The organism is Polynucleobacter sp. AP-Capit-er-40B-B4 (assembly GCF_018882245.1).
Classification (GTDB): Bacteria; Pseudomonadota; Gammaproteobacteria; order Burkholderiales; family Burkholderiaceae; genus Polynucleobacter.
This window is the reverse complement of the sequence record NZ_JACVOV010000001.1, coordinates 395,853-408,150: the sequence shown is the minus strand read 5'-3', so window position 1 is coordinate 408,150 and position 12,298 is coordinate 395,853. Positions and strand designations below refer to the sequence as shown.

The 12,298-nt window shown below is 47.1% G+C and carries 9 protein-coding genes and 1 tRNA gene; 6 read left to right on the top strand and 4 right to left on the bottom strand.

Annotated elements, in window-relative coordinates:
• Positions 1-20 precede the first annotated feature (20 nt).
• Positions 21-392: a glycine zipper family protein gene (locus ICN19_RS01930; RefSeq protein ID WP_216245288.1), complete on the top strand. Its 372-nt coding sequence runs from the start codon at positions 21-23 to the stop codon at positions 390-392.
• A 99-nt stretch (positions 393-491) separates the two neighbouring features.
• On the opposite strand, the gene ICN19_RS01925 is transcribed toward ICN19_RS01930, so the two are convergent.
• Positions 492-568: transfer RNA gene (locus tag ICN19_RS01925), tRNA-Met, on the bottom strand.
• Positions 569-723: 155 nt separating this feature from the next.
• Between ICN19_RS01925 and ICN19_RS01920 the strand changes: the two genes are divergently transcribed.
• Genes ICN19_RS01920 through radA form a run of 3 tightly spaced genes read left to right on the top strand, consistent with a single transcriptional unit; the run spans position 724 to position 4,571 of the window.
• Positions 724-2,667 (top strand): potassium transporter Kup, encoded by a 1,944-nt coding sequence (locus tag ICN19_RS01920; protein WP_216245287.1) that lies wholly within the window; start codon positions 724-726, stop codon positions 2,665-2,667.
• Positions 2,664-3,173 (top strand): hypothetical protein, encoded by a 510-nt coding sequence (locus tag ICN19_RS01915; protein WP_216245285.1) that lies wholly within the window; start codon positions 2,664-2,666, stop codon positions 3,171-3,173. The genes ICN19_RS01920 and ICN19_RS01915 overlap by 4 nt, the downstream gene beginning before the upstream one ends.
• Before the next feature lie 33 nt (positions 3,174-3,206).
• Positions 3,207-4,571, top strand: a complete 1,365-nt coding sequence (gene radA / locus ICN19_RS01910; RefSeq protein ID WP_216245283.1) for a DNA repair protein RadA — start codon at positions 3,207-3,209, stop codon at positions 4,569-4,571.
• 24 nt (positions 4,572-4,595) lie between these two features.
• Here the strand turns inward: radA and prmB are convergent, their stop codons facing one another.
• The 3 genes from prmB to dapD are packed head-to-tail and all read right to left on the bottom strand — an operon-like array spanning position 4,596 to position 7,526.
• A complete protein-coding gene (gene prmB / locus ICN19_RS01905; protein ID WP_216245281.1) occupies positions 4,596-5,492 on the bottom strand; it encodes a 50S ribosomal protein L3 N(5)-glutamine methyltransferase in 897 nt (298 codons plus the stop codon).
• Positions 5,493-5,537: 45 nt separating this feature from the next.
• Positions 5,538-6,689 (bottom strand): succinyl-diaminopimelate desuccinylase, encoded by a 1,152-nt coding sequence (gene dapE, locus ICN19_RS01900; RefSeq protein WP_216245279.1) that lies wholly within the window; start codon positions 6,687-6,689, stop codon positions 5,538-5,540.
• Positions 6,690-6,698: 9 nt separating this feature from the next.
• Positions 6,699-7,526, bottom strand: coding sequence for a 2,3,4,5-tetrahydropyridine-2,6-dicarboxylate N-succinyltransferase (gene dapD, locus ICN19_RS01895; protein WP_216245277.1), 828 nt, complete (start codon positions 7,524-7,526; stop codon positions 6,699-6,701).
• A gap of 175 nt (positions 7,527-7,701) precedes the next feature.
• On the opposite strand from dapD, the gene smc reads away from it, so the two are divergent.
• Both smc and ICN19_RS01885 read left to right on the top strand, forming a co-directional pair.
• Positions 7,702-11,223 carry a chromosome segregation protein SMC gene (smc, locus tag ICN19_RS01890; protein WP_216245275.1) on the top strand — a complete coding sequence of 1,174 codons (3,522 nt, stop codon included), beginning with the start codon at positions 7,702-7,704 and terminating at the stop codon, positions 11,221-11,223.
• Positions 11,224-12,291, top strand: coding sequence for a cell division protein ZipA C-terminal FtsZ-binding domain-containing protein (locus ICN19_RS01885; protein ID WP_255536903.1), 1,068 nt, complete (start codon positions 11,224-11,226; stop codon positions 12,289-12,291). It begins immediately after the preceding gene.
• Positions 12,292-12,298 lie beyond the last annotated feature (7 nt).

Here is a 12,298-nt window from a genome sequence, read left to right as displayed (position 1 = left end):
TTGAATAAAAGGAATTGCTTATGAATAAGCTACTCGTCTTATCTTCTTTGGTAGTTGCTATTACAGTTGGTTGTGCTGGAGCAAATGTGCGACCGCTAGTGGATATGAAGGGCGTCAATGAATCTGCTTATGAGAAAGATTTAAGTGATTGCCAGGCTTATGCGCAACAACAGTCTGGCATGGGCGAGACTGCCGCCAAGGGCGCTGGTGCCGGTGCAGTGGTGGGTGGATTGTTGGGTCTTGTTACGGGCGGCAATAAGACTGGCATCGTTCAGGCAGCTGGTGCTGGTGCAGTGATTGGAGGTGCAGGCGGCGCCTTTACAGGCAATCAAGCCCAGGAGGCGGTTGTAAAGCGATGTTTGAGTGGGCGCGGTTACAAGGTTTTGAATTAAGTCCAAGCCTAAATAGTCCAAAAGCCTGAGAAATCAGGCTTTTCTATCGCCTAGAAAAGCAAAAAGCCCTTAAAAATTAAGGGCTTAGAGCGTAAATCTTGGTTGCGGGGGCAGGATTTGAACCTACGACCTTCGGGTTATGAGCCCGACGAGCTGCCAGACTGCTCCACCCCGCGTCTGAAGCTGAAATTCTACCATTTTTTGAGGGTCCCTGTCGAGGTATTCCTGCAAATAAAGCATATATAAGCGGTTTTGGAGTGCAAATTCTGGATTTGACGCGTCTCCAGAAGGAGTAACATATTGCCACGCAACATCACGCTAAGGTTTATTAATGTCAGTTAGCAATCCTGAGTTTTCCGAGTCATCCTTATTAAGGCCTGTGGAGATTTCTCGAGAGGATCATCCTCATAAGAAAGGTGCCTCCATATCTTTGATGTTTGCCGCAATCGGCGTTGTGTTCGGAGATATTGGCACAAGTCCCCTATACGCACTTAAGGAATGTTTTAGCCCCGAGCACGGAATACCGTTTTCACCAGAGGCTGTCTATGGTGTGATCTCAATGGTTTTTTGGGCTTTTGCGGTTGTCGTTTCGCTGAAATATGTTCTATTCGTGATGCGTGCAAATAATCATGGTGAGGGCGGCATTTTGGCGCTGATGGCGCTAGCGCTAAGAACGGCACCTGCTAACTCCAAACGTTCATTGCTGATCATCATGGCCGGTGTATTTGGCGCCTGCATGTTCTATGGCGATGCAATCATCACACCGGCGATTTCAGTTCTGTCTGCGGTTGAGGGTCTAGAGGTCATCTCTCCTGATCTGACTCGATATGTCATACCAATCACCATCTTTATCTTAGTCATCCTCTTTTTTATTCAGAAGACAGGCACTGATCTAGTTGGAAAACTTTTTGGACCCATCATGATGCTTTGGTTCATTGCCATTGGATTGATGGGCTTGCATCAGATTATTCAGAACCCAGCTATTTTTGCGGCCATTAATCCTCTGTTTGCCATTCGTTTTCTGATTGAGCATTCACTACAAGGCTTTATCGTTTTGGGCGCAGTCTTCTTGGTATTGACTGGTGCTGAGGCTTTATATGCCGATATGGGTCACTTTGGACTCAAGCCTATTCGTATGGGTTGGTTTTTTATTGTGATGCCTTGCTTGCTCTTGAATTACTTCGGGCAGGGTGCAATGTTCTTGAATGATCCTGAGACGATCACCAATCCATTTTTCTTAATGGTGCCAGAGTTCTTGGTCTTTCCATTGGTCATTTTGGCTACTTCAGCGACCGTGATTGCTTCGCAAGCAGTTATATCAGGCGCCTTCTCAATGACCAGTCAGGCGATTTTGCTGGGCTTTTTACCTCGCATGAAAGTGCGTCATACATCCGACAGGGAAATTGGACAGATCTATATGCCGCTCGTGAACTGGGTGCTGTTGATTCTGGTAATTGCGGTTGTTTTGGCGTTTAAGCAATCGGCAAACTTGGCTGCTGCCTACGGTATTGCTGTTACTACCACCATGATTGTGACGACATTCTTGGCGGCAATCGTGATGCGTGTTGTGTGGCGCTGGAATTCTCTTTTAGTTGCTTTGGTAATCGGCGCTTTCTTGGTGGTGGATTTGGCTTTCTTAACTGCCAATTTATTAAAAATCATGGAGGGTGGCTGGTTCCCATTATTGCTAGGCGCTGTTTGCTTCCTATTCTTGATGACGTGGTACCAGGGTCGTAAGATTTTGCGTCAGAATGCCATGAATAATGGCATTGAATTAAAGAGTTTTATCGATTCATTGATGATGCATCCTCCGCATCGGGTTGAGGGAACTGCAATCTTCCTAACGGCACACGTAGATTATTTGCCTGTTTCATTCCTGCACAACTTAAAACATAACCACGTATTACATGAAAGAGCTTTTTTCTTAAAAGTCAGTATTTGGGATGTGCCATACGTAAAAGATAGCGAGCGCATTACCTTGCGCGATCTTGGAAATGGAATTTATGTAGTGCGTGCGGTATACGGCTTTAATGAAACTCCGGATATGGGTCAGATTATTGAGTTAATTGAGAAATCATCAGATCTGAAGTTTGATTTAATGAATACTTCATTCTTTTTATCGCGCGACACGATTGTTTCGTCTCCCGTTTCTGGGATGGCTGTATGGCGCGAAAAATTGTTCTGCTGGATGTATCAAAATGCTGGCCGTCAGTCCGACTTCTTCAAAATTCCTGCAAACCGTTTAGTTGAGTTGGGTGCGAAGGTAGAGATTTGAGAAAGAATCTTTTGCTCCAATCAAAGATATTAATTTCAATATTTTTGTTGTCGACTGCATTGAGCGGTGTTGTATTAGCCACTCCTGCAGAAGAGGCTGAGCTCGAGCAGTTAAACAGAATTGAGCAAGAGTTAGAGCTTCAGCGTGAGTGGGCAAAGTATCGTTGGGGCAAAGCCTCCTCTGACTGTTATCAAAATTATTGGGTTAATAGCTGCCTTAAGGATGCTCGCGCCACGTATCGCAAAGAAATCGACCCAATACGTGAGCAAGAAGTAGCCTTACATGAAGTTCAGCGCAAGCTGCGTGAAAGTCTCAAGAGCCAAGAAGATATCAAGCGCGCTGCTGAGAGGGCATCATCAGAGAAAGCGGCTGAACGTGCAGCGAACCAGCGCGAGTTTGAGCAGAAGCAAAAGGATGCAGCAGCTCGAGCTGCTGATTTAGAGCAACGTCGTAAAGATGCCCCTAAGCGTGCGCAAGAAAATAAAGCGGGCACTCAGCTCGATTAATGTTTTACTAATTTCAATTTTATTGGGCAACTCTTGGCTAAAGTCAAAACGGTTTATATCTGTCAGTCTTGCGGTGGCACCTCTGCCAAGTGGCAAGGTCAGTGCCCATCCTGTCAGGCATGGAACACCTTGGAAGAGGGCCTTCCAGAAACCACCTCTAATGCTCGATTTCAGGGGCTGGCGCAATCATTGCCAAGGCAAAAGCTTTCCGCTATCACTGCTGAGGACTTGCCAAGATTTAGTACGGGCGTAGAAGAGTTTGATCGTGTTCTAGGTGGTGGCTTGGTTCCGGGTGGCGTTGTACTCTTGGGTGGCGATCCTGGTATCGGTAAATCAACTTTGCTATTGCAAGCACTCGCAGAGATGAGTGCTGCTGGTATGAATGTGCTCTATAGCAGTGGTGAAGAGTCAGCTGCTCAGATTGCATTGCGTGCAAAACGTATTGCATTGGACGCTCCTCAATTAGAAGTCTTAGCAGAGATTCAGCTGGAGAAGTTGATCTCTATTATGGATACCGTGAAGCCACAAGTATTAGTGGTGGACTCTATTCAAACTTTGTACTCAGAGGTGCTGAGTTCGGCCCCTGGTTCTGTTGCGCAAGTGCGTGAGTGTGCGGCGCAACTCACTAGAGCTGCTAAATCTAGTGGTATCTGTGTGTTGATGGTGGGTCACGTGACTAAGGATGGTCATCTCGCTGGCCCTAGAGTTTTAGAGCATATTGTTGATACTGTTTTGTATTTCGAAGGCGACACCCATTCCTCTTTCCGCTTAGTTCGATCTATTAAGAATCGTTTTGGTGCTGTGAATGAGTTGGGTGTATTTGCCATGACTGAAAAAGGCTTGCGGGGTGTTACTAATCCGTCGGCAATTTTCTTGTCACAACATGAGCAAATGGTTCCTGGTGCTTGCGTGCTAGTGACGCAGGAAGGTAGCAGACCTTTGTTGGTAGAGATTCAGGCCTTGGTAGATATAGCGCATGTGCCCAATCCTCGCCGCTTAGCTGTTGGCCTGGAGCAGGCTCGCTTAGCCATGCTCTTGGCTGTGTTACATCGTCATGCTGGTGTTGCTTGCTTTGACCAAGATGTATTCTTAAACGCGGTAGGTGGCGTCAAGATTTCTGAGCCGGCTGCCGACTTAGCTGTATTGCTAGCAATTCAATCATCGATTCGCAACCGTGCGTTACCAAAAGAGTTAATCGTATTTGGTGAGGTTGGTTTGGCTGGAGAGATTCGTCCCTGTCCACGTGGTCAGGAGCGTTTGAAAGAGGCTGCTAAATTGGGTTTCACTGTGGCCATCATTCCAAAAGCCAATATGCCTAAGACAAAGATTCCAGGCTTAAAGGTTATTCCGGTCGAGCGAATTGATCAGGCTATCGCTGCTGCTGCAGAGCTCAGTTAATTTTCTAGCCAATCGTTAACTTGCTTAACGCAAGTCTTCTGCTTGAATCAGTAAGACCTGTTCTTCACCTGCAGACACTTCCATCCAGATTGCCGGAATTTGTGGGAAAGCCTTTTTGAAATTCTCATACTCATTACCAATCTCAAGCAAAATGGCACCGCGCTCTGATAAATAATCAGGGGCTTGAGCAAGAATACGTCTAACTAAATCCATACCATCCTCACCGCCGGCTAAAGCAAGCTCTGGCTCAGCATGGTATTCAGCTGGAAGCGCATTCATAGAAGCTGCATTCACATAGGGTGGATTGCAAATAATGAGATCGAAGAGATTGTCTTCATTGGGCTCGGGTAGCGCATCCCAAAGGTCTCCATTCAATAGTTCTACTTGGGAGCTTAGGCTATGACGATCAACGTTACGCGCTGCCACTGAGAGTGCAGGCATGCTGATATCGCAGGCACTCACGTGTATATCTGGACAAGATAGCGCTAAGAGTATTGCGAGCGAGCCATTGCCAGTGCAAAGATCCAGTGCTTTGCCGTCTGCTGGTAACCAAGGTTCTAGCGAACCATCGACGATAAGTTCTGCAATCCAGGAGCGCGGCACTATGCTTTGTTCGCTGCAAAAGAATGGCACACCCATGAGCCATGCTTCACCCAGAATATAGGCTAGTGGCTTGCGTGTTGAGATTCTGGTATCGGCAACAGTGGATGCCTTTTTCTGTTGATCTTCAGAGATTGCATCGTCTAAATGATCAAGCGCTTCTGCTGGGCTGAGATCAAGTTGTTTGCTGACAATCCATAAGGCTTCGCTTTGCGCATCAATTGCCCCATGGCCGTAATGCAGTTTTCCCGCTTCGAGTTTTTGTGCAATCTGGTTGATGCACTGGTTCACGGTAAGGTATTGCTGAGACTCAGGGTCCATGATGGAGGGTTCTTTGGAAAAAAAGGGTGGGGCGCAGTTAAGCGATCAAGCGATAAGCTGTTCGAGAGTCTTACGGTAGATGTTTTTGAGGGGTACCACGTCATCCACAATGACGCACTCATCGATCTTATGGCTTGTAGCATTCAAGGGCCCAAACTCCACCACTTCTTTGCAGATTCTGGCAATAAAGCGGCCATCGCTTGTGCCGCCAGTGGTGGAAAGCTCTGTATCGATATTGGTTTCTGCTTTGATGGCTTTGCGTAATGCGCCAGCCAAATCGCCATCACCAGTAATGAATGGGCTACCGCCTAATACCCAATTAATCTCAAATTCAAGGCCCGCATCCTTCAGAATTTTTTCTAGACGTTCACGCAATTGTTCTGGTTTGCTCTCAGTGGAGAAGCGGAAATTAAAGTCGATAACAAGTTCGCCAGGAATGACATTATTTGCACCAGTACCAGCATGTACATTGGAAATCTGAAAACTCGTAGGTTGAAAGTATTTATTACCTTTATCCCACTCAGTTTCTACTAATGCAGAAATTGCCGGAGCAGATAGATGAATAGGGTTCTTGCCTAAGTGAGGGTAGGCAATATGCGCCTGAATACCTTTTACTTTGAGCTTGCCGGATAGTGAGCCGCGACGACCGTTCTTAATCATGTCGCCGAGCTGATCCACTGAGGTGGGCTCGCCAATCACGCAGTAGTTCAAACGTTGACCATGCTTTTGTAGACGTTCGCACATAATGACTGTGCCATCGTTAGCAGGCCCCTCTTCATCGCTGGTGATTAAGAAGGCGATAGAGCCTTGATGATCTGGGTGCGCAGTGACAAATTCTTCTGTGGCCACTACAAAACCAGCGAGAGAGGTTTTCATATCCGCTGCGCCACGACCATAGAGCATGCCGTCACGAATCGTTGGCGTGAAAGGATTGCTTGTCCACTTTTCTAAAGGACCGGTAGGGACTACATCGGTATGTCCAGCAAACATCAAGACTTTGCCTTGATCTCCAGCTTTACCTTTTTTGATCGCCCATAAATTCGTTACCTGAAAATTTTCAGGGCCACTCACTACGCTTTCAGTATGAAAACCGATTGCTTGCAAACGCTTAGCAATTAAATCTTGGCAGCCACCATCGGCCGGTGTAACAGAATGGCAGGCGATGAGAGCTTCGGTGAGCTCTAGTGTGGCGCTCATAGATTTAACTTAATCGCGGAGTAATTCGTTGATGGCAGTCTTAGCTCGAGTCTGAGCATCAACCTTCTTCACGATGATGGCTGCATACAAGCTGTATTTGCCACATGCAGATGGAAGGGATCCTGGAACTACTACAGAACCTGCTGGTACGCGACCGTAGTGCACTTCACCAGTTTCACGATCGTAGATCTTGGTACTTTGGCCGATATAGACACCCATAGATAAAACAGCGTTTTCTTCGATCACGACACCTTCAACAACCTCGGAGCGGGCGCCGATGAAGCAGTTATCTTCAATAATGACTGGGCCGGCTTGAATTGGCTCGAGAACGCCGCCAATACCAACACCTCCAGAAAGGTGAACGTTTTTGCCGATTTGGGCGCAAGAACCTACGGTTGCCCAGGTATCCACCATCGTGCCTTCGCCTACATAAGCGCCAATATTGACGTAAGAAGGCATTAAAACGGCGTTTTTACCGATAAATGAGCCGCGGCGGGCTACGGCAGGGGGTACTACTCTGAAGCCGCCAGCAGCAAAGTCAGCTGCTGTGTAGTTTTCAAACTTGCTTGGAACCTTGTCATAGAACTGGGTAAAGCCGCCAGCACTCATGGGTTTGTTGTCTTCTAGGCGGAAAGAGAGCAATACAGCCTTCTTAACCCACTGGTTCACTTCCCATTTGCCTATGTCGCGGCGCTCAGCCACACGAATAGTGCCGGCATTTAGGCCTTCTAAGACCGCATTTACGGCATTACGGACATCCCCAGGGGCGCTATCTGGGGACAGGTTTGCGCGGTTTTCCCAGGCTTGTTCAATGATGTTTTGTGGTGATTGGCTCATGCTTTTTAGTTAACTATCGGATTGTTAAGGGATTTTGTCCCTGAGGGTAGATTTATCATTATATAGATGGGGCAAAAACGCGTCTAAGCACCCTCAAGCTTGCTATCATCTTCCCACTTTAGCTTTAATTTTTACCCCTTTATTTGAACCCTCTTTTTTCCCTGCAAAGTACGCCGTGCAACTGAAATCCATCAAACTTTCTGGCTTTAAGTCTTTCGTAGACCCAACCCATTTTGAAATGCCTGGCCAATTAATTGGCGTTGTGGGTCCTAACGGTTGCGGAAAGTCGAACATTATTGACGCTGTTCGCTGGGTTCTGGGTGAATCCCGCGCTAGCGAATTGCGTGGAGAGTCCATGCAAGACGTTATTTTTAATGGTTCTGGTTTACGTAAACCATCTGGTCGTGCCAGCGTAGAACTCATTTTTGATAACACTGAGGGACGTGCTCAAGGTCAGTGGAGTGCTTTTACAGAATTGGGTATCAAGCGTGTTTTAACGCGCGATGGAAATTCTAGTTACTACGTAAACAATCAAGTAGTACGTCGTAAAGATATTCAAGATATTTTCTTGGGCACTGGTATGGGTCCAAGAGGTTACGCAATTATTGGTCAAGGTACTATCAACAGAATTTTGGAAGCAAAGCCAGAAGAGTTGCGCGTATTTTTGGAAGAAGCTGCTGGTGTTTCTAAATATAAAGAACGTCGCAAAGAAACTGCTTCACGTTTAGAAGATACGGTAGAAAATTTAACACGCGTTGAAGATATCTTGCGCGAACTCGATCAGCAGCTCACTCGTTTAGAAAAACAAGCAACTGTTGCTGAGCGTCATGCCGAGCTTTCTACGCAGATGAAATCACAGCAACAACTGTTGTGGTTTGTGCGTCAGACCGAGGCTGGTAAAGAGCAGGAGCGTCATGCCAACGGTATCCGTGATACTCAGGTTGGCCTAGAAGAACAGACCGCAAAGCTGCGCCACGTAGAAGCTGAGCTAGAGACAATGCGCACACAACAGTACGCATTACAAGATAAAGTTTCTCAAGCCCAAGGCGATTTATATCAAACCAATTCTGACGTGAGTCAGGTTGAGTCACAGATTCTTTACGTGCAAGAAGCGCGTCAACGCTTACAACAACAAACCCAAGACTTGCAGGCTCAATTACAGCGTTGGACTGTGCAAGAGACTGATGCAGCGCAAGCGCAGCGTACTACTGAGCACGAGCTTTCTTTAGCTGCTGAAAAAGAGCAAACACTCTTGGCGGATTTAAATGGCTTGCAAGAGCAAATGCCAAGTCGTGAAGAAGCTTATCAAAATGCCTCACGCGAACTCAATAGCGCACGTGATGCATTGGCTTCAATTGAGCAACGCTTGGCAAGTTTGGGCGAACGCCTGCGCTCCATGTCGGCTCAGTCAGATGAATTAAAAGGGCGCGAGACTCGCCTTGTTGGTGAATTCGATGGCCTGCGTCGTCCAGATGCTGAAGCATTGCAGATGGCGATTGATCGTCAAGCAATGGCAGCTCGCAAAGTGGATGAAGCCAAGCATCGCGCTGTTGAAACCCAGCAACGCGTACCTGCTGCTGATGAAGCGCGTAACGCTGCCCAGCAAAAAATTCAGGAAGCAAATCAGGATTTAGCTCAAACCGAAGCTAAATTGACTGCATTGACTGCCTTACAGGCTAGCGTTCAGGCGCAAGGCAAGATTGGACCTTGGCTAGAGAGCAAGGGTCTTAAAGAAAGCAAGCGTCTTTGGCAGGAACTCAAAGTAGAGAGTGGTTGGGAAGCCGCGCTTGAGTCAGTATTGCGTGAGCGTTTGGCTGCGGTTACTGCAAAGAGCGTCCAAGAAACATTGGCTCTGGCTAATGATGCACCCCCAAGCCGTTTGGCAATTTTGCTCGCGGAAGAAATTACTCCAGCGCATACCTCTGCCCCAGCTGACTTCACGCCATTACTAAGTCGCGTTCAAAGTGCTGGTGCAGCACGACTCACTTCCGTATTGCAAGAGTGGTTGGACAACATCTATATCGCTAGCAGTCTTGAGGATGCTTTACATCGTCGTGAAAAATTACCTGCTGGTGGCGCATTTGTTACTCAACAAGGCCATTTGGTTAGCCGCGTTGGTGTGCAGCTTTACGCAGCTGATTCTGAACAAGCCGGTATGTTGGCTCGTGCTCAAGAGATGGAGAGTCTCGAGAAGCAATTACGTGCGCAACAGCTGATGCAAAGCGAACTAAAGGGTGAGCTGGATCAATGTGTTGCCAACTATCAGGCAGCCCATCAAGCGGCTGAGCAAGCTCGTGAAAATGCCGAACATGCTGTTCAAGAATCGCATGGCTTTGAAGTGGAAAGAATGCAGTTGACCCAGGCTGAAGAACAGTACAGTCAACGTGCGGCGCAGATTCAGGGCGAGTTAAGTGAATTGCGCCAGCAGATGGAGCAGGTGAGCCAGACTCAAGAGCAGTCTGCTGCTGAGTTGCTTGAATCTGAAGAATCAAAGCAAGGTTTGCAAGAAGCCTTACAAGTAGCTCAAGAAAAATTAGAGCGCTCTACTGAAGAGCGTGATCGTTTGCGTGAGTCGCTCCGTGCTGCCGAGATGGCCGCACAAGAGGCAGCATTTGCTACTCGTTCATTGCAACAGCGTATTGCCGACTTGCAACGTGATCAAAGTACTGCGCGTACACAGATCATGGAGATTCAAGATAAGCACGATGCTGCCGCTCAAGAATTAGAAACTTTGAGTGATGAAGAAGCGCAAGATAAATTGCAGGGCTTATTGCTAGCTCGCAGTGCACGCGAAGCTGCTTTGGCAAATGCGCGTACTGAACAAGATGCTTTACTACATCAGTTACGTGAAGCTGATGAGTCTCGTATGCAAGTTGAGCGTAGTTTGCAGCCAATGCGTGACAAAGTGGTTGATTTGCAATTACGTGAACAAGCTGCGCGATTGAATTTTGAGCAATTCGCTACCTTATTGTCTGATGCTGAAGCTGATCTCACTGCACTCGAGGCGAGTTTTAGTCCTGACCTGAAAGTTGGTGCATTACAAAGCGAAGTGAATCGCTTGAATACTGAGATTCAGTCTCTAGGGCCTGTCAACATGGCTGCGCTAGATGAATTGTCTAGTTCACGTGAGCGTAAGCAGTTCTTGGATGCACAATCTGCGGACTTGAATGAAGCGATGCAGACATTGACGGATGCAATTGCCAAGATTGATGCAGAGACCCGCGATTTATTGCAGGGCACTTTCGATCAAGTGAACGGCCACTTTGGAAAACTGTTCCCTGAATTATTTGGCGGTGGTCATGCTGAGTTGGTGATGACTGGCGAAGAGATTTTGGATTCAGGTGTTCAGGTCATGGCACAGCCTCCTGGCAAGAAAAACAGCTCGATTTACCTCCTGTCTGGTGGTGAAAAGGCTTTGACTGCAATTGCCTTGGTGTTCTCACTCTTCCTCTTGAACCCAGCCCCATTCTGCTTGCTGGATGAGGTTGATGCGCCATTGGATGATGCAAATACCTTGCGTTATGCAAATCTAGTGGCCAAAATGTCAGATAAGACACAGTTTTTGTTTATCTCACACAACAAGATCACTATGGAAATCGCCCATCAATTGATTGGTGTCACGATGCAAGAGCAAGGTGTATCCCGCATTGTTGCTGTGGATATTTCTTCTGCAGTATCAATGGTAGAGGCAGCCTAAATGTATGTAGAACAAATCATGACGATGTTGGGTTTGTCTGATTTGCAGTTGGCGTTGGCTGTTATTGGTCTTTTAATTCTGATAGCGGTAGCCGTTCTGAACATTAAGTATGCTCGCGCACGTCGCAAAGCAAAGGAAATTTATTTTTCTGATGATCGTTTTGCACGTGAACCAAGCTTTAACCAGGGATTTGCGGATGCTGATGCTTCAGGTCGAGCAGAGCCCAGCTTTAGTGAAGCCTTAACAACCATCTCCGCCCCAGAAAAGTTCGCGATTGATCCGCGCATCGATTGCGTCATAACCTTGCGTTTTGATGAAGCCATAAGCGGCGCAGAAATTCTGGCAGAAATTAATGCTTGGACTGACCTTGAGGCTCAATCTACGGCTCGTTGGATGTGCGAGGGCTTAAACGCGGATATCGATGCAGCTGAAGATTGGGAAGAATTAAGTCCCGAGGGATCTTATTCAGAGTTGCAGCTAGCTATTCAGTTGGCCAGTCGCAAAGGTCCAATTGGCGTCTTAGAGCTTTCTGATTTCTGCTCTCGTGCTCAGGCTCTTGCTGAAATTTTGGGCTCCCAAATTGATATGCCTAGCGTTAGCACTATGCTGGAAAGTGCTAAAGAATTAGATGTGATGGCTGCTGAGAGTGATATTCAATTGAGTATCAATGTTCTTTTTGATGAACCATGTCCGTGGGGTAACTTTGATGCCCTCATGCGTCAACGTGGCTTCAAGTTATCTCGCAACGGACGTCAATACGAATATCTCAGTAAAGGCGTGGTGCTTTTCAATAGCGCCGATTTGGACCCGAATAAGTCGGTAACTCAAGTCACTTTGTTGTTAGAAGTGCCTTTAGTTTCGCAAGATGAGCGCGCATTTGAAAGAATGCTGTCTGAAGGTGTGGAGATTGCACAAGCAGCACATGGCCGCTTGGTAGATGACAATGGCATTAACTTAAGTGAGGCTGCGGTGATTAGCATTCGTCAGCACCTTGATGTTCTTTATGCCAATCTAGAGAAATCCGGCATTTCTGCTGGATCTTCTACAGCCAGCAGACTCTTTAGCTAGGAAATTA